This is a genomic window from Thalassospira australica (genome assembly GCF_000763295.1).
Classification (GTDB): domain Bacteria; phylum Pseudomonadota; class Alphaproteobacteria; order Rhodospirillales; family Thalassospiraceae; genus Thalassospira; species Thalassospira australica.
The window spans coordinates 498,901-516,195 of the sequence record NZ_JRJE01000031.1 but is presented as its reverse complement, the minus strand read 5'-3'; the positions used below and the strand labels follow the sequence as shown (position 1 = coordinate 516,195).

The window sequence follows — 17,295 nt, the reverse complement described above, 5'->3', positions numbered from 1 at the left end:
CGGTTTGTTTGCTGATCCCGGCTGAAATCGAAACCCGCGTCAGGTGCCTGTGTTTTCGTGCGCCTGTTCCTGTTCCTGTTCCTGTTCCGTCTCGCCGCGATGATCTGGCGTGGCCGTCATGGTCAGGCCCTGGTCAAAGGCGCCGCGTGCCGTCAGGCTGGCCTTGGTTTTTTGCCAGCTGACGGGGTTCAGGGTAAGTGTTGTGGCGTCGCTAAAGGACACCTCATAGCCGCGATTAAGGGCGGCCTGAATGGTTGTTTTGACGCAAAAATCGCCATCCAGACCAACAATGATCAGCTTGCCGACTTTTTGACGGTCCAGAACGCGATCAAGTTCGGGTTCGCTGAAGGCGTCTGCGCGTGATTTGACGATGTCGTGGTCGATGTCGCCATTGATCCGCATGTCAAGATCAAGGCCACCGGATGTCGGATTTCCGCGCCCTTCATTCAACAGGTTGACAAGAAACTTGATATACCAGCCCCGAAAGGTCTGACGGATGGATATGACGGGCGATCCATTGGCATTGGCGGTTTTCACCAAGCCATTAATCGCGTTAATCAGCTTGTCGACCATTTCTGGTGCATAGGCGTTCTTGCCCGTCGCAGTGGTGAAATCTTCTTGCAGGTCAATGATCAGAAGCGCGCTGTTGGGGCGTTCGGCAAGATTGATCTTTTCGCCCTGACTTGGTGTCAAATGACGTCGATGACCATAAATCGTATAGGCCACGACAGCCATCAGCAACAAGGCAACAAGAATGATCACTGACCACATGTAGGGGCACTCCGTTTCGTTGTTCTTGATTTTACGATCGTGTTTTTACGCAAACGGGACATGTCCCTTGGGCCAGGCTGCGGTTCAGAAAACCCTGATGGATTGCATGTCAGGGGCAAAATCGCCGTAGCTTGTTGGGTGTCGTGAATAGTATTTGGTGTTTTGGTCGCCCCCAAGTTCCCCATAACCCAATGAAATCGCAATCGGTTCAGATTGTCAATGCGACTACCATCAGGACAGGGCGCGGGGCGTTATGGCTGTTCTTGATAACGTTCGGAAGTCAGCTTGGTTCCCAACTGGAAACCGGATCGTAACGTTCCCCCTTTGACAGGATCACGCCGTTATGGGCGGCAATGCCGATCTCAAAGCTTGAAGCGATGCGAAGTGCGCGTTCCATGAAATGCTTTGCCGCCGGTTCGTCGCAATATTCCGAAAGAGTCTGGGCAAAAAGTTGCAGCCAGCGATCAAAATGATGGCGGGTGATTTCAAGCGGCAGGTGTTTTTGCATCGGGCGGCCATCATAATTGCCGGTCGCAAGGGCAACCGATGACCAGAATATTACCATGCGATCAAGATGGTGGTCCCAGTTTTCGATCTTTTCATCAAACACCGGTCCGAGCAGGTCGTCTTCACGCACCTTGGCATAAAAGCCATGCACAATGTTCTTGATCATGTCAGTGTCAATGCCGGTATCTTCCTTGATACGGCGCGTGGCGATTTCGCGGCGTTCCTTGATTTCGGCAAGGGTCGGCTGTTTTTCAGACATGGGTTTTGGCCTGTTGTACTGCGCTTGGATCAGAAACTATTTTAATCGACAAAGCAATTGTCGCACATGACATATGTCACTTTTGGCGATGGCGCAAACCGGTCAGGCAAAACGATCCTTCAGCTCATAATATCCATAGGCAGCTGAACGTGCGACACGGCGCAAAGCAGGCAGCGGGAATTTATCCATCGGCGTGCTAAGAACCGATCCCAGATCCTGCGCATCGCGAATGCCAAGCATACGTTCCGCCAGAAGCTTTCCGCCCTGGCTTGCCATGGCAATGCCGCTGCCATGCCAGGCAAGTGCCGTCCAGACATCATGATGACCGGGAACGCGCCCGATATAGGGACGCCAGCTTTGTGACAGGCAGACAAGTCCGTTCCAGTGATGGGTAAGTTCAACATCACGCCATGCCGGGAACATGCGGTTGAAATGACCCAAAAGGGTGCGTTTGCCTTCTGCAAAGGCCTTTGGGGTTGCGGTAATGCCGCCGCGCCCGCCAAACAGGAACCGATTGTCGGGAAGTTTGCGGAAATAATGGAGCAAGATGCGACTGTCAAAAGCCATAAGGTCGCTGGTCCAGCCCTGTTGAGCCAATTCATCATCCGTCATCGGGCGTGTGATAACAATGCCGGAGAAAACCGGCATCAAGCGTCCGCCAAGCCAGTCGGGCAGATTTTCCGAGCTATAGCCATTGGTAGCAATCACGATTTTCCCTGCCGTGATTTGGGTGTCACCAGAATGCAGGCGATATCCTTCGCCGTTTTCGACAAATCGGTCGATTTTTGCCTGTTCGAATATCCGAACACCGGCTCGCGTACATTGTTCATGCAGGCCAGCCAGATACTTCATCGGGTTCAGGCCAAAACCCGCTTTGGTGTGAAGTCCGCCAAAGGTGTCCGCCGCATGGAGGCCGCGTTCCTTAAGGGCATCCTTGTCCAAAAATTCGGTCTTGATGGTGGTGAAATGTGCCAGTTCGTCGGCCTCCTGCTGAAGGGCAGCAAGCCGGTTTGGTTTGTGGGCCAAGACAAGTTCGCCATCCGAATGACGGTCGGCGTCAATGTTCCAGTCGTGCAAACGTTGACCGACCAGATCGATGGCATCAAGCTGAATGCGGGCGAACTGTTTGACAGCGTCGTCACCGAACTTTTTGGCAAGAACGCTGTAATCCTTGCCGGTGCCCCCCAGGCAACAAAAGCCGCCATTGCGCCCCGATGCGCCCCAACCACTGCGTCCGGCATCAAATACCGCGACGTCAGCACCACTCTTTGCCAGCTCCAATGCTGCAGACAGCCCGCAATATCCCCCGCCGATAATCGCAACATCGGCTTTCAGGGTTCCGCTCACCGGTAGCCTATCACATGCAGGCAGGGGGGATGCGCTTTCAACCCAGTAACTGTCGGGCAGGCTGTCGGTTTGATAGGCGGCAGGCTGATAGATGCGCTTTAACATGACAGGTCTCTTTGGGCGAATGGGAGGACAGTCGGCAGGGCAGCTTGGGGGCGGGAAACAAAATACCCGGCAATGATATTTCATGCCGGGTCTTTCGTTAAGCGATTATAATCAAAGATATTCCGCCTGCGGTTACATTTTGCCGATTTTCTTGGCGGTCTCATCAAAGGCAGCGCGCGCACGTTTGACAAGCTCGTCGATTTCGTCATGGGTAATGCAAAGAGGCGGGGACAGAACCATGCGATCCCCACAGGCGCGCATGATCACACCATTGGCCACACAGGCATCACGGCACATGGTGCCGACCGTGCCCGGCTTGTCGAACATCTTGCGAGTTTTCTTGTCATCTACAAGCGGCATGCCGGCAATCAGGCCGACCGTTTCAACCGCTCCGACCAACGGGTGATCTTCAAGGGTTTTAAGCGCCTTGGCAAAATAAGGACCGATATCGTCCTTGACGCGGTCGACCATCTTTTCTTCACGCAGGATGCGAATGTTTTCAAGGGCCACTGCTGCGGCTGCCGGGTGACCGGAATAGGTAAAGCCATGGGTGAATTCACCGCATTCATTGATCAGAACATCCGCCACCCGGTCGCCAACCATGACGGCCGAGATCGGCAAATAGCCCGAAGACATGCCCTTGGCCATCGGCATCAGGTCGGGCTTGATGTCAAAGGTGTCACAGCCAAACCATTCGCCGGTCCGGCCAAAGCCACAAATGACTTCATCGGCAATCAGAAGAATGTCGTATTTTTTGCAGATGCGCTGAATTTCCGGCCAGTAGGTTGACGGCGGAATGATCACACCACCGGCCCCCTGGATTGGCTCGCCAATAAAGGCACCAACGCGGTCTGCACCAAGTTCTTCGATCTTTTCTTCAAGCTTGCGCGCCGCAATCAGTCCAAATTCCTCGGGGGTGTGATCGCCGCCTTCGCCGTACCAATAGGGTTGGTCAATATGTACGATGTCACGTACCAGCGCACCGCCCTGCGAATGCATGCCAGACATCCCGCCAAGCGATGCACCGGCAACGGTGGAGCCGTGATAGGCGTTCTTGCGGCTGATGATGTGGGTGCGTTCAGGTTTGCCCTTAAGGTTCCAGTACTGATGCACCATCCGGACAACCGTGTCGTTCGCTTCTGACCCGGAGTTGGCGTAAAAAACGTGGTTCAGGCCTTCGGGGGTGATTTCCGCAAGAACTTTTGAAAGCTCAATCGCGGGCGAATTCGCACATTGGAAGAAGTTGTTGTAATAGGGCAGTTCAAGCATCTGCTTGTAGGCTGCTTCGGCAAGTTCCTTGCGGCCATAACCGATGTTTACGCACCACAGACCCGCCATGCCATCGAGATAGCGATTGCCGTTGGAATCTTCGATAAAGACACCATCAGCACGTGTGATAACCCGGGTGCCACGGTTGTTCAGATCCGCCGTATCGGTAAACGGGTGAATGTGGTGGGCTTGGTCAATGTCCTGCCAATAGGCGGTTTTGTCGAAATTATTCATAACGTCTCCTGACAGCTATGCTGGTCTGCTTTGTGCGATATGTTGAACATCTGCGGCCAGTGTTCGTTTTTTCGAACACCATTGCAAGAGGATTTTTCGACAAATTTTTCTGCGGTTCAGAGGTGTTTTTCGTTATCCAGTCTTTCCTGCAGCCTGTTCCTTGATGTGGAGTGAATTTAATCGACTGTTTTTTCTGCACTGCAGGATTTGCACGATATATCGAACGAAGGGGCTTGACCGGGACATTCCGGCACGGCACCATGCGTTCAGGGATAACCCCCTTAATACAAGGCTTTTCCGGGAGTATAAGACGATGAACAAGTCGTTCGTCGAAGACAGTAGGGCAGAAGCCCAACGATTCTTTGAAGAAAACCCTGATGTCGAACTTGTCGAACTGTTGATCCCAGATATCAATGGCGTGTTTCGTGGCAAGCGAATCAGCAAACAGAAATTCCTCAAAAGCTTTCAGGAAGGCATCAATCTGCCGGGATCCGTATGTCTTGTAGACATCACGGGTGATAACCCGGAAGGAACAGGGCTCCTTTGGTCGAGCGGTGACCAGGACAATCTGGCAAAACCGATCCCGGGAACCTTGTGCCGTGTGCCCTACGGCGAACTGCCGCTCGCACAGGTGATGATGAGCCTGTATAACCTTGATGGTTCAAGGTTTTTTGCCGATCCGCGTAATGTGCTTCAGGGTGTTGTGGATCGTATGGCAGCCGATGGGTTCTATCCAACGGTCGCTCTTGAACTTGAATTCTATCTTGCCGATCAGAACGAACAAACAGCAGAACCGCTGCCACCCCAACCGCTTGGCGGGGGAATCGCATCTGATGGCGTGCAGGTTTATGGCCTGCAGCAGATTGAGGACTTTGAAAAGGTTCTTCATGACGCAGTTGCCGAACTTAACCGTCAGGGCATTCCGGCCGATACCATCGTTGCCGAAGCGGGTCCGGGTCAGTTCGAAATCAATCTTGGTCATGTAACCGACCCGATGTTGGCGGCAGATCATGCCATGCAGCTCAAGCGCGTGGTTAAAGGGATTGCCTGGGATCACGGGGTCACCGCGACCTTCATGGCAAAGCCCTATTCCGATCAGGCGGGTAATGGCCTGCATGTTCATGTGTCCCTGCGTGACAAGGATGGCAACAACGTGCTGTCACCGGTTGGTGACGAGGAAGTCTCAGACAATCTGCGCTTTGCGATTGGCGGTCTGCAGGAAAGCATGTTTGAAAGCATGGCGATCTTTGCACCGAACCCCAATTCGTTCCGCCGGTTCCAGAACAAGGCCTATGCGCCGATGTCACCCAACTGGGGTTTGAACAACCGGACCGTGGCCCTGCGTATTCCGGCGGGTAGCCCCAAGGCCGCACGCGTGGAACACCGTGTTTCGGGTGCCGATGCCAACCCGTATCTGGTGCTGGCCTGTGTACTTGCAGGCATGCATCACGGCATGAAAAACAAACTTGACCCGGGTGAGCCGACCACTGGCAACGGTTATGAGCAGCATGGCGGCAAGATCGTCCCGCGCAGCATGATTTCAGCCCTCGACCGGTTTGTCGAAGGTGACATCGTCAAGGAATATCTCGGCGAACGGTTTGTCGATGTGTTCGATGTCTGCCGGCGTGCGGAATATGATGAATTCTTCTCCGAGGTCACCCAGCTTGAATATCGCTGGTATCTCGACGCTGTGTGATCGCACAAAACCATAAAAAACCTTCGATGGGGAACTACGGGAATGTCGCAAAAGGTAGGAGATCGTCTGAAAGCGGTGCGCAACATGTATGGGTTGTCGCAGCGCGAACTGGCGCGTCGTGCCGGTGTTACAAACAGTACGATTTCGACAATTGAACAGAACCGGGTCAGCCCGTCTGTGGACAGCCTCGCCAAGGTGTTGGCAGGCATTCCCATGAGCCTGATCGATTTCTTCACCATCGACCTCGATAACGGTGAAGAAATCTTCTTTAAAAAAGAAGAGCTTGTCGAACTTGCCGACGGGACGATGTCGATGCGTCTTGTTGGCGCCTCGCGCAAGGATCGTAACCTGCGCGTGCTGCATGAAACCTATCCTGCGGGCGGGGATACCGGTGACAACCTGATTGTCCAGAAGGGCGAGGAAGCCGGTGTTGTCGTCCGTGGAAAGCTTGAGGTAACAGTTGGGGAACGGGTCAAGGTTCTTGGCCCCGGTGATGCCTATTACTTTAATGCGGAAATTCCCCATCGTTTTCGCAATGTCGGAGACGGTGAGTGCGAAGTCGTCAGTGCCGCAACGCCACCGTCATATTGATGACAGATCATGCAGTCATCATGCCTGCATGCACCCTTCAAACTTAAACAAGAACCAAACGCGCCATCCGTCAGGAGACTTGCGATGACCAATCCGATGAATTTTGAACAACTGACCGCACAGGCTGCGGCCCTTGATATCCGCAACAAGGCGTTCATCAACGGGGCCTATGTCGATGCCGCATCCGGCAAGACATTTGATTGCATCAGCCCGCGTGACGGATCGGTTCTGACCAAGGTTGCCGAATGCGATGTCGAAGACGTCAACCGTGCGGTCGCATCGGCACGTGCAGTGTTTGAAAAAGGAAGCTGGTCGGAAGCCGCGCCTGCAAAACGCAAGGCGATCATGCTGCATTTCGCGGATCTTCTTGAAAAGAATGCGAGCGAACTGGCACTGCTTGAAAGCCTTGATATGGGCAAGCCGATCACGCTTGCTGCGCGTGATGACATTCCGCTGTCTTACAAGTGCATCCGTTGGTACGCCGAGGCGATTGACAAGATTTATGATGAAATAGCGCCGTCTGGCACCAGTGAAATCGGCATGATCACCCGCGAGCCGCTTGGCGTTGTTGCCGCTGTGGTGCCGTGGAACTTCCCGCTGATGATGGCTGTCTGGAAACTTGGACCGGCCTTGGCGATGGGCAATTCGATCATCCTGAAACCGGCCGAGCAGTCCCCGTTGACCGCCTTGCGTGTTGCGGAAATCGCGGTCGAGGCCGGCATCCCCGAAGGCGTTCTGAACGTTGTTCCGGGCTTTGGCCCGACGGCCGGCAAGGCGCTTGGCATGCATGATGATGTTGATTGCGTGACCTTTACCGGGTCGGGTGAAGTCGGCAAGCTGTTCTTGCAGTATTCCGGGCTTTCAAACATGAAGCGCGTCTGGCTGGAATGCGGGGGCAAAAGCCCGAACATCGTTCTGGCCGATTGCCCGGATATGGATGCGGCCGCCGCCGCAGCAGCGGGTGGTATTTTCTATAATCAGGGTGAGGTCTGCACAGCTGGTTCGCGCCTGATTGTCGAAGAAAGCATCAAGGATGAATTCATCGAAAAGGTCATCGCTGCGGGTGCGAAAATGCAGCCGGGCGATCCGCTTGATCCGAAAAGCCAAATGGGCGCGATCGTCGATGAAAACCAGATGAATCGGGTTCTGGGCTATATCGAAAAAGGGTCCAGCGAAGGCGGCGTTTTGCGGACCGGTGGCAAGCGGGTTCGCAGCGAATCTGGCGGCTATTATGTCGAGCCGACCGTCTTTGATGGCATCAAGAACGACATGACGATTGCCAGGGAAGAAATCTTTGGCCCGGTTCTGTCGGTTATTTCGGTCAAGGATTGGAAAGAAGCGGTTCAAACGGCAAATGACACGCCATACGGTTTGGCGGCTGCTGTCTGGACGCGCGATATCAACAAAGCGCACATGACGGCAAAGAAATTGCGTTCTGGCCTTGTTTGGGTGAACTGCTGGGACGGTGGATCGATCACCATGCCGTTTGGTGGGTACAAGCAGTCCGGCACCGGGCGTGACCGTTCCTTGCATGCACTTGACAAGTATTGTGAGATCAAGTCGACGTGGATTGCACTGGGTAACGCCTGAAAAATAGCTTCCCGTTGACCGCTGTTGTGCAGAAGGTCCGGGATGGTTTGGGAAATGGAAGTGAGAAGGATCAAGATATGAGCAGTACTGGGGTCATTGATACCAAGGGCGGCGATAACGCCTTTACGGCAAAATCCGTGCATCAGAACACCAGCGAACCGATGTATTCCGGGGCGCTGTCTTTCATGCGGCGTCGCTATTCCCGTGACCTGAACGGGATTGATGTCGCGGTGACGGGTATTCCCTATGATCTGGCGACATCAAGCCGTCCGGGTACGCGTCTTGGCCCGCAAGGGGTGCGTCGGGCATCGACCAATTTGGCATGGGCGCCGCATTTCCCGTCCGGGCGTGATATCTTTGCCGAACTGGCCGTGATTGATTATGGCGACATGGTCATTGATCCGGGCCATCCGGAAAAACTTCCGGAAATGATCGAAGACCACGCACGTGACATCGTGCAGACAGGTACCAAGATGCTCACAATCGGTGGCGATCACTTTATCACCTATCCGGTGCTAAAGGCGCATGCCGAAAAATACGGTGATGGTATTTCTCTGATCCAGTTCGATGCCCATTCAGATACCTGGGAAGATGATGGTGATCGTATTGATCACGGCACCATGTTCTGGCATGCCGCCCAAAAGGGAATTGTGAACCCGTCAAAATCCATTCAGGTCGGTATTCGCACTCATAATGAATCGACGCATGGGTTCAATATCCTCTATGGCCCGGATGTTCAGGCGATGTCGATTGACGCCATTGTCGAAAAGATCAAGGCGACTGTGGGCGACAATCCGGCCTATATCACCTTTGACATTGACGGGCTTGATCCGTGCTATGCGCCGGGCACCGGCACACCGGTTCTGGGCGGTTTGACCAGCCATCAGGCGGTCTCGATCCTGCGCCGGCTGGCAGGCCACGTGAACCTGATCGGCAGTGACGTGGTCGAAGTTTCCCCGCCTTATGATGTTTCAGACATCACATCGCTTGCCGGTGCGACCATGGCGTGGGAAATGCTGAATATTCATGCTGTTAACCGCGCAAAGTGATCCGCGACTTCAGCACGAAATAGAACAGGGCCGGTATCATTTAACGATACCGGCCCTTGTTTTTTCATTTTCCTGTGCTCTGATAGGGGCCAGAAAAAGAAACGCAGACAGGAGACCAAGGAAATGAAACCAATCGCACTTTCGCGCCTGACCATTTGCGGCATTGATGAGCTGCCCACCCATCGCAGCCATGGTGTCACCCATGTCCTGTCCGTTCTTGATCCCGAACGTGAAGATCCCGGTATTTTTGGAAGTTATACTCCCCACGAACGCACGGTCTTGCGGTTCCATGACGTAATCGAAGACAAGGAAGGCCGTCCGGCCCCGACCAGGGCCGATGTTGAAGCAATCCTTGCATATGGCGATGCCCTGAAAGATACGATGGCAGGCCGTCGTGATGGTCATTTGCTGGTGCATTGTCACATGGGTGTATCGCGCTCGACTGCGGCGATGATTACCTTGATGGCGCAATGCGAACCTGATCGCGATGAAGACAGCATTTTCACCACTATTCGTGAAATGCGCCCGATTGCATGGCCGAATTCGGTCATGATCGGGTTTGCCGATGACCTTCTTGGCCGTCAGGGGCGCCTGACCGCGGCCCTGCAACGCCATTATGCCATTCAACTGGAACGTGATGCGATGTTTGAACGCTGGATGACAGAACTTGAGCGCATGCGCGAGGTTGATTTTGGTCGGGCGCTAGGCGCGCAAAAAGTGTGATGATACGGGCGATCATTAATAGGTCCTGACCCTAAGCGGGTTTTGGTTTGCACGGGAAATTGAATCGATTTAAAAGACGGTGGGTCCCACAGGCCATATATAACTGATCCGCCTTTGTTGCGGATATTCCGAACGGAGAAACGTCATGACAGCCAAAGCTGTTTGTCTTGGGGAACTGCTGATTGATTTTGTTCCGACGGTGACCGGCACCGGTCTTGCCGATGCGCCGGCCTTTGCCAAGGCCGCAGGCGGCGCACCGGGGAATGCGGCTGTGGGACTGCAACGTCTGGGGATCGAAACCGGCTTTATCGGCAAGCTTGGTGATGATGCCTTTGGTCATTTTCTGGTTGATACCCTTAAGGCCGACAATGTCGATACATCGGGCATTGTGCTTACCAAAGAAGCGCTGACCGGGCTTGCCTTCGTGTCGCTGCGTGCGGACGGGGAACGTGAATTTTCATTCTATCGCAGCCCGTCGGCCGACATGCTGTTAAGCCCCGCAGACCTTGATCAGGACATGCTGAAATCAACCGATCTATTCCATTACGGAACCCTTTGCATGATCGATGATGATCCGCGTGCCGCAACGCTTGAGGCGATAAAGATTGCGCGTGAAAACGGCGCGATCATTTCATGTGATCCGAACCTGCGCTTGCCGCTGTGGCCGAGCGCGGAAAAGGCCCGTGAAATCCTGCGTCTCGCGATCAGTCAGGCCGATGTCGTCAAGATGTCGGACGAGGAAATCACCTTTGTCTCGGGTAAGGATGACCTTGAAGAAGGCATCAAGGATCTTTGGTGTGACCAATGGCGTGCGATGATCGTGACCTATGGTCCCAAGGGATCACGTTATATCACACCGGACTTTGATGGGTTTGTTCCGTCCTTTGAAATCACCGCTGTTGATGCAACTGGGGCAGGGGATGGCTGCACGGCAGGCTTCCTGTCGCGCTTGCTAAAAGACCCGGATATTCTGGGGGCCGAGGATAAGCTTAAAGCCGCATGTCGCTTTGCCAATGCGGTGGGCGCGATCACGGCGACCAAGCGCGGCGCAATCAATGCACTGCCGACCGAGCACGAAGTCGAAGCCTTTCTTTCGGCACATTAAGTTGCGAATAACAAGGATGTTGCGGCATCAGGACCACAAGGCCGCAACATTCTGCAAACTGTCCCACATATGGTTTGAAACGCGTGTTAGCCTGTTGGCAATAGCACCGTATTGTTGTGAATGAATTTGAATGGGCCGAGGGTGGTATGGCAGCTGACAAGATGACGGCAAGCTGGGAAAAGCTTGATCAACTGGGCGTGGACGTTTCCGAAAAACTCATTCTGCGGCAGGCCTTTGCCGATGATCCCGCACGGTTTGAACGCTATAGTGCGGCGCTTAATGATCTGTTTGTTGATTATTCCAAAAACCTGATCACCGATGATGTCATGGCGGCATTGGTTGATCTGGCTAAGGCGGCCAATGTCGAAAGTTGGCGCGACCGGATGTTTGCCGGTGATAAAATCAATGTCACCGAAAACCGTGCGGTGTTGCATACAGCCCTTCGCAATCTCGACGGTGGCCCGGTCGAGGTCGACGGCAAAGACGTCATGCCCGCCGTCAAGGATGTGTTGGCGCGTCTCAAAGCATTCGCAAAACGGGTTCATTCCGGCGAATGGAAAGGCCATACCGGCAAGAAAATCACCGATGTCGTCAATATCGGTATTGGCGGGTCTGACCTTGGCCCGGTGATGGTCAATGAGGCGCTGCGTCCCTATCATATTGATGGCATTCGCTGCCATTTCGTGTCCAATGTTGATGGCGCGCATATTGTCGATACGCTGAAATTCCTTGATGCTGAAACCACACTTTTCATCATCGCATCCAAGACCTTTACCACCGACGAGACACTGACCAATGCCTATTCGGCACGTGACTGGCTTGTCGGGATGCTTAAGGACGAGGCGGCTGTTGCCAAGCACTTCGTCGCCGTTTCAACTGCCCTTGATAAGGTCGCGGCCTTTGGCATTGATACCGACAATGCGTTTGGTTTCTGGGACTGGGTCGGCGGGCGTTACAGCCTGTGGTCAGCAATTGGATTGCCGATCATTCTGGCGGTGGGTTATGACAAGTTCGAAGAATTGCTGCGCGGTGCGCAGTCGATGGACAACCATTTCAAAACCGCACCGATTGAAACCAACATTCCGATGATCCTTGGTCTGATCGGGGTGTGGTATCGCAATGTGCTGGGCGCATCAAGCCAGGCTATCCTGCCGTATGATCAGCATCTTTCGCGCTTGTCGGCCTATTTGCAGCAGGCCGATATGGAAAGCAACGGCAAATCGGTTACGCGTGATGGCCAACCGATTGCCTATGAAACCGGCCCGATCATCTGGGGGGAGCCTGGCACGAACGGCCAGCATGCCTTTTATCAGCTGATCCATCAGGGCACTGAACTGATCCCGGTTGATTTCATTATGGCGGCCAATGCGCTGCATCCGCTGTCCAATCATCATGACAAGCTGGTTTCAAATTGCTTGGCACAGGCAGAAGCACTGATGCGTGGCAAGACCGAGGCCGAAGTGCGCGAAGAATTGGCTAACAGTGATTTAAGCCCGGCCGAGATCGATGTGCTGGCACCGCAAAAGGTGTTTGATGGCAACAAGCCCAGCACCATGATCCTTTATAAGCAGCTTGATCCCTTTACCTTGGGGCGATTGGTGGCGATGTATGAACATAAAATCTTTGTTCAGGGCATCATCTGGAACGTCAATTCCTATGACCAGTGGGGCGTTGAACTTGGCAAACAGCTTGCCAAGGAACTGCTTCCGATGGTCGAAGGCAAGGAAGATGCCGGGGCACGTGATGCCTCCACTGCCGGTCTGATCAAGCGGTTGCATGCGTTGCGAGGCTAAGGTCGATTAATTTTGGGCATCCGGGGCATCCGGATTACCCGGGGCGATACGCAATCGATAGTGACCCGAAGGGCGGTGTTGGCCATGGCTGATGCCGCCCTTTTCAAATACCAGTTTTCTCTCGGCGCAAAGTTGATCTGCCACCTGATGCACGCGCGGCATCAGGCTTCGCCAGTGCGAGCCAAATGACTTGGCAATTTCGGACGGGCAAATCGTTTTGTCTGCCCCGCGCCGTGTCGCCAGAGTAATCATTCGTTGGCGCAGAACCGCATAGGTCGGCTGGCCTTCATCGTGCGGATCAAACATCATGACCGATGGCCCGGTATGTCGAAGCTTGCGGATTTCTGCCTTGCCGGCGGCACCGCTCAGAGCAATAGCGCACGGTGTCCCAGCAATCCTTCCATTTGCGCCGCCAGTTAAACGAACGCGCACAGATCACGCAGGTTTTCTCTGGCAGGTTTGTTTTGCTGTGGCGATGTCCGTTGGCATTTTTGGGCATTGTGATGCGATCAGTTTTTCAAATTATCCAAGCAGGGTTTCGATCATGGCATGTGCGGCAGTCTGCCCGCTTCGCCATGCGGCCTCGACCCGTGCGCCAAGGCACCAGTCACCAGCCGCGATCACGCGCCCGTTCATGCCGTTAAGGTGGCTTTTGCCAAGGGGCACTTCGGTGCGGGCATGGCGCCAGCGATGCGCTTGCACGGAATGCAGTTCGGGCAGTTTGATGCCGCTGGCATTGCGAAGAGCCGCCAGGAGCTTTTCAATCACCCGGTCCTTGTCTTCCTCCAGGTGCGCACGTGACCATTCCGGGCTGGCGTGCAGAACCCATGGGTCCGGGGTGCGACGATGGAAAATATCGTTGTTTTGGGCTGTGCGCGCAGCCCAGCTGATTTCGGGGCTTGGGTAAAGCATGGCATCAAACCCGGTCGGAAATGGTTTTTCGAATGCCACCATTACCGACCAACACGGGGCCATGACCACGTCGGAAATCGGGGTGTAGCGTGACGAAAGTGGCTGCAAAAGTTGAACCGTTTGAGGGGCAGGGGCGGTGACGATTACACCGTCAAACGGACCAAATGCACCATCCAGATCATCATGAAGCATGAAGCTTCGCTGATTGAGCGGTTCAATCCGGGTAATGCGATGCTGCTTTTGGATGGTAAACGGCAAAACAAGTGGGCGGATCAATTTGTTCATCTGTGGTGCGCCTTGATACCACTGTTCAACAGCCAGGTTCCCGACATGGCGCGCAATCGGCGATAAGCCTGCATCCGCCGTTGCGTCGGCGCGAGTGCCCCGATGCAGATTGGGGGTCCAGTTCCGGGCGGCGTTAAATTCCGTCGCTTCCTGAAGGAAGGCATCAAATCCCGGATCTCGGGCCGTTACATATTGTGCGCCGTGATTGAAATGTCCGAATTCCGTGCGCCGGGAAGCCAGACGACCACCAAGACCGCGACTTTTTTCAAACACGGTGACGTTCATGCCGATGCTGTGCAGGGTGCTGGCAGCCTTGAGCCCCGCCATTCCGGCACCAATCACGGCAATATTGACTTTCGACATCTTTGGCATCGGAGCACTCCTGTTCGCAGACACCCCATGGCGTCGTGGTTCTGTCATTTTGGTACGGGAAATTCACCCGGTTGGAGCAGCGCCTGCCATAAGAAAATTATGAAACTGTCACCACCGGGTCATCAAACCGTTACAGCAAACCAGCAGGCTGCACACTTTGTTGAAGGTTATTCCAAGGGGGAAAACATGCGTTCTTCACTGATGGCGAGTGCTGCTGTTTCATTGCTTCTGAGTGCCTGTGCTGGCACGTCGTCCGATCATGCCATGATGGCGGATGACGTCATCAATGCAGGCGCGCATCCGATCACGATTGTACCGATGGGCGAATATCGCACAGGGATGCTTGACGAAAGTGCCGCAGAAATCCCGGCGTTCGATCCGGTGACAAAACGCATTTTTGTTGTCAATGGCGCGGACAAGGTGATCGATATTCTTGATATGTCAAACCCGTCCGAGCTGACCAAGGTTGGCGTGATCGATCTGTCGAGCTGGGGCAAGGGGGGCAACAGTGTTGCCGTGATGAATGGTGTTGTCGCCGTGGTGGTTGAAAATGCCGACAAACAGTCACCGGGTCAGGCTGTTTTCTTTGATACCGAAGGCACCTTTATCTCGGCTGTCACCGTCGGTGCGCTGCCCGACATGATCAAGTTTTCACCCGATGGCAAATATGTTCTGGTCGCAAACGAGGGCGAACCGAATGATGCCTTCACCATTGATCCGGAAGGAAGCGTTTCGATCATCTCCATGACTGGTGGCGCAGACAACGTGTCGGATGATGATGTTCGCACGGTTGATTTCAATTTCCTGAATGGCGGTAAACTGCCTTATGGCATGCGCACCTCGAACCCGGGGAGCTCAAGCGTCGCACAGGATGTAGAACCGGAATATATCGCTGTCTCCAAGGACAGCAAAACCGCTTATGTCTCGCTGCAGGAAAACAACGCGGTTGCCATCATCGATATCGAAACTGCGACGGTCAAACGCATAGCTGGCCTTGGTTTCAAGGACCATTCGGTTCATGCCTTTGACGCCAGCGACAAGGACGGCAAGATCAATATTCGCACTTGGCCGGTGATGGGCATGTATATGCCCGACACCATTGATGTGATCAATATTGATGGCAAGGAGTGGGTTTTGATCGCCAACGAAGGCGATGCACGTGATTATGACGGCTATAGCGAGGAAACCCGCGTTGGCAAACTGACCCTTGATCCGGTGGCATACCCGACGGCAAGCACCCTGCAGAAGGATGAAAACCTTGGTCGCCTGAAAACCACAACCGCCCAGGGCGATATCGACTTTGATGGCGATGTGGATGTGATTTATAGCTATGGCGCGCGGTCGTTCTCGGTCCTGAACGCGGACGGCGAGATGGTCTTTGACAGCGGTGACGCATTCGAGCAGATCCTTGCAGCAGACTACGCCAATGTTTTCAATTCCTCGGATACGGAAAACTATAGCCGCGACAACCGTTCTGATGACAAGGGCCCGGAACCCGAAGGCATCGCCAGTGGTTATGTCAATGGTACACCTTATGCATTCGTCGGCCTGGAACGTCAGGGTGGCTTCATGGTCTACGACCTGACCAACCCGACCAACCCGCAGTTCGTAACATATCACAGCGATCGTCGTTTCTCGGGCAATCCGGAAAACGATACTGCCGGTGAACTGGCGCCAGAAGGTCTGCAATTTGTTGACGCAAACGACAGCCCGACCGGCAATGCCATGTTGGTGGTGGCGTCCGAAGTATCGGGTAGCACCAAGGTTTATGACCTGAAGTAATCAACATTCCAGACAGATTTCGGATGTGGGAAAAGTCGGGAAATGGCCGGCTTTTTCCATTTTAAGTGCCAGATGGTAAAATGGTTCAAACTGTTGTCGATATAGACTAAACTCCGGCCACGGTCAGGCACATGACCGACGAAAATCAGGGGAGTTCGGGACACTGACGACGCGACGTGAACCACATATTCTGGTCGTTGATGACGATCAGGAAATCCAGAAGCTTTTGAAAAAGTTCCTTTTGCAGCATGGTTTTCGCATTACCACCGTTTCGGACGGTAATGAGATGCACCGTGCCCTGCGCGATTGGAAGATCGATCTGGTTATTCTTGATATCATGTTGCCGGGCGAGGACGGCTTTGCATTGTGCCGCGATGTCCGGCGTACTTCCAAGGTGCCGATTGTCATGCTGACGGCGGTGGGGGAGGACACGGATCGTATTTTGGGCCTTGAACTCGGCGCGGATGACTATCTGACCAAACCGTTCAATCCGCGTGAGTTGCTTGCACGTATTCGTGCCGTGTTTCGCCGGTTTGAAACTGGCGCAGTGGCCCCGGCGGATAACGAAATCACCCCGGCTCACAAAATCATTTTTGGCGAATGGACCCTGGATATTGGGTCACGCGAACTGCGCGACGCAGACAATGTTGCGGTTCATCTTTCGACAGGGGAATTTTCACTGCTTTTGGCATTGGTGAAAAACAACAAGCGCGCCCTGTCACGTGAACAGCTTGTTGACATCGTGCGCGGGCAAAGCTCATTGCCGTTTGACCGCAGCATCGACATCCAAATCAGCCGTTTGCGCCGCAAGATCGAAAAAGACGCCAAAAACCCGAAACTGATCAAAACTGTGCGCGGTATCGGGTATCAGTTCTGCGCTGATACCCAGACGCTTTAGGTCCGCA

General features: G+C 54.0%; 16 protein-coding genes. 9 read left to right on the top strand and 7 right to left on the bottom strand.

Annotated elements, in window-relative coordinates:
* Positions 1-39: 39 nt before the first annotated feature.
* From JF44_RS0115570 to JF44_RS0115555, 4 genes are all read right to left on the bottom strand, one after another.
* The gene (locus JF44_RS0115570) at positions 40-771 is read right to left on the bottom strand and encodes a cysteine hydrolase family protein (RefSeq protein ID WP_081944463.1); all 732 of its coding nucleotides are present in this window, start codon (positions 769-771) and stop codon (positions 40-42) included.
* Positions 772-1,051: 280 nt separating this feature from the next.
* Positions 1,052-1,537 carry a group III truncated hemoglobin gene (locus tag JF44_RS0115565; RefSeq protein WP_033069851.1) on the bottom strand — a complete coding sequence of 162 codons (486 nt, stop codon included), beginning with the start codon at positions 1,535-1,537 and terminating at the stop codon, positions 1,052-1,054.
* Positions 1,538-1,639: 102 nt separating this feature from the next.
* On the bottom strand, positions 1,640-2,989 hold the full coding sequence (locus JF44_RS0115560; protein ID WP_033069850.1) for an NAD(P)/FAD-dependent oxidoreductase: 1,350 nt from the start codon (positions 2,987-2,989) through the stop codon (positions 1,640-1,642).
* A 132-nt stretch (positions 2,990-3,121) separates the two neighbouring features.
* Positions 3,122-4,492 (bottom strand): aspartate aminotransferase family protein, encoded by a 1,371-nt coding sequence (locus JF44_RS0115555; RefSeq protein WP_033069849.1) that lies wholly within the window; start codon positions 4,490-4,492, stop codon positions 3,122-3,124.
* 313 nt (positions 4,493-4,805) lie between these two features.
* On the opposite strand from JF44_RS0115555, the gene JF44_RS0115550 reads away from it, so the two are divergent.
* The 7 genes from JF44_RS0115550 (at position 4,806) to pgi (ending at position 13,039) form a co-directional block, all read left to right on the top strand.
* Entirely contained in the window at positions 4,806-6,188 is a 1,383-nt protein-coding gene (locus JF44_RS0115550; protein WP_033069848.1) for a glutamine synthetase family protein, read from the top strand.
* Positions 6,189-6,230: 42 nt separating this feature from the next.
* Positions 6,231-6,779: a cupin domain-containing protein gene (locus JF44_RS0115545; RefSeq protein WP_033069847.1), complete on the top strand. Its 549-nt coding sequence runs from the start codon at positions 6,231-6,233 to the stop codon at positions 6,777-6,779.
* Positions 6,780-6,863: 84 nt separating this feature from the next.
* Complete coding sequence (locus tag JF44_RS0115540; RefSeq protein WP_033069846.1) at positions 6,864-8,369, top strand: aldehyde dehydrogenase; 1,506 nt, start codon at positions 6,864-6,866, stop codon at positions 8,367-8,369.
* A gap of 77 nt (positions 8,370-8,446) precedes the next feature.
* Positions 8,447-9,418 carry an agmatinase gene (speB, locus tag JF44_RS0115535; protein ID WP_052065964.1) on the top strand — a complete coding sequence of 324 codons (972 nt, stop codon included), beginning with the start codon at positions 8,447-8,449 and terminating at the stop codon, positions 9,416-9,418.
* 123 nt (positions 9,419-9,541) lie between these two features.
* Entirely contained in the window at positions 9,542-10,141 is a 600-nt protein-coding gene (locus JF44_RS0115530) for a tyrosine phosphatase family protein (RefSeq protein WP_033069845.1), read from the top strand.
* A gap of 145 nt (positions 10,142-10,286) precedes the next feature.
* On the top strand, positions 10,287-11,246 hold the full coding sequence (locus JF44_RS0115525; protein WP_033069844.1) for a PfkB family carbohydrate kinase: 960 nt from the start codon (positions 10,287-10,289) through the stop codon (positions 11,244-11,246).
* 161 nt (positions 11,247-11,407) lie between these two features.
* A complete protein-coding gene (gene pgi / locus JF44_RS0115520) occupies positions 11,408-13,039 on the top strand; it encodes a glucose-6-phosphate isomerase (protein ID WP_420340867.1) in 1,632 nt (543 codons plus the stop codon).
* A 6-nt stretch (positions 13,040-13,045) separates the two neighbouring features.
* On the opposite strand, the gene JF44_RS0115515 is transcribed toward pgi, so the two are convergent.
* Genes JF44_RS0115515 through JF44_RS0115510 form a run of 3 tightly spaced genes read right to left on the bottom strand, consistent with a single transcriptional unit; the run spans position 13,046 to position 14,608 of the window.
* Positions 13,046-13,348 (bottom strand): DUF3253 domain-containing protein, encoded by a 303-nt coding sequence (locus tag JF44_RS0115515; RefSeq protein ID WP_033069843.1) that lies wholly within the window; start codon positions 13,346-13,348, stop codon positions 13,046-13,048.
* A complete protein-coding gene (locus JF44_RS20210; protein WP_081944462.1) occupies positions 13,338-13,538 on the bottom strand; it encodes a DUF2256 domain-containing protein in 201 nt (66 codons plus the stop codon). Before JF44_RS20210 ends, JF44_RS0115515 begins: the two co-directional genes overlap by 11 nt.
* Before the next feature lie 23 nt (positions 13,539-13,561).
* Complete coding sequence (locus JF44_RS0115510; RefSeq protein WP_033069842.1) at positions 13,562-14,608, bottom strand: NAD(P)/FAD-dependent oxidoreductase; 1,047 nt, start codon at positions 14,606-14,608, stop codon at positions 13,562-13,564.
* Between the two features lie 186 nt (positions 14,609-14,794).
* Between JF44_RS0115510 and JF44_RS0115505 the strand changes: the two genes are divergently transcribed.
* Complete coding sequence (locus tag JF44_RS0115505) at positions 14,795-16,390, top strand: choice-of-anchor I family protein (protein WP_156111702.1); 1,596 nt, start codon at positions 14,795-14,797, stop codon at positions 16,388-16,390.
* Positions 16,391-16,553: 163 nt separating this feature from the next.
* Positions 16,554-17,288 carry a response regulator gene (locus JF44_RS0115500; protein WP_033069841.1) on the top strand — a complete coding sequence of 245 codons (735 nt, stop codon included), beginning with the start codon at positions 16,554-16,556 and terminating at the stop codon, positions 17,286-17,288.
* Positions 17,289-17,295 lie beyond the last annotated feature (7 nt).

What these genes read in the sequence shown, in the direction of transcription:
- JF44_RS0115570 (WP_081944463.1), bottom strand. Translation starts at nt 771, where the DNA reads ATGTGGTCAGTGATCATTCTTGTTGCCTTGTTGCTGATGGCTGTCGTG.
- JF44_RS0115565 (WP_033069851.1), bottom strand. Translation starts at nt 1,537, where the DNA reads ATGTCTGAAAAACAGCCGACCCTTGCCGAAATCAAGGAACGCCGCGAA.
- JF44_RS0115560 (WP_033069850.1), bottom strand. Translation starts at nt 2,989, where the DNA reads ATGTTAAAGCGCATCTATCAGCCTGCCGCCTATCAAACCGACAGCCTG.
- JF44_RS0115555 (WP_033069849.1), bottom strand. Translation starts at nt 4,492, where the DNA reads ATGAATAATTTCGACAAAACCGCCTATTGGCAGGACATTGACCAAGCC.
- JF44_RS0115550 (WP_033069848.1), top strand. Translation starts at nt 4,806, where the DNA reads ATGAACAAGTCGTTCGTCGAAGACAGTAGGGCAGAAGCCCAACGATTC.
- JF44_RS0115545 (WP_033069847.1), top strand. Translation starts at nt 6,231, where the DNA reads ATGTCGCAAAAGGTAGGAGATCGTCTGAAAGCGGTGCGCAACATGTAT.
- JF44_RS0115540 (WP_033069846.1), top strand. Translation starts at nt 6,864, where the DNA reads ATGACCAATCCGATGAATTTTGAACAACTGACCGCACAGGCTGCGGCC.
- speB (WP_052065964.1), top strand. Translation starts at nt 8,447, where the DNA reads ATGAGCAGTACTGGGGTCATTGATACCAAGGGCGGCGATAACGCCTTT.
- JF44_RS0115530 (WP_033069845.1), top strand. Translation starts at nt 9,542, where the DNA reads ATGAAACCAATCGCACTTTCGCGCCTGACCATTTGCGGCATTGATGAG.
- JF44_RS0115525 (WP_033069844.1), top strand. Translation starts at nt 10,287, where the DNA reads ATGACAGCCAAAGCTGTTTGTCTTGGGGAACTGCTGATTGATTTTGTT.
- pgi (WP_420340867.1), top strand. Translation starts at nt 11,408, where the DNA reads ATGACGGCAAGCTGGGAAAAGCTTGATCAACTGGGCGTGGACGTTTCC.
- JF44_RS0115515 (WP_033069843.1), bottom strand. Translation starts at nt 13,348, where the DNA reads ATGATGTTTGATCCGCACGATGAAGGCCAGCCGACCTATGCGGTTCTG.
- JF44_RS20210 (WP_081944462.1), bottom strand. Translation starts at nt 13,538, where the DNA reads ATGCCCAAAAATGCCAACGGACATCGCCACAGCAAAACAAACCTGCCA.
- JF44_RS0115510 (WP_033069842.1), bottom strand. Translation starts at nt 14,608, where the DNA reads ATGCCAAAGATGTCGAAAGTCAATATTGCCGTGATTGGTGCCGGAATG.
- JF44_RS0115505 (WP_156111702.1), top strand. Translation starts at nt 14,795, where the DNA reads ATGCGTTCTTCACTGATGGCGAGTGCTGCTGTTTCATTGCTTCTGAGT.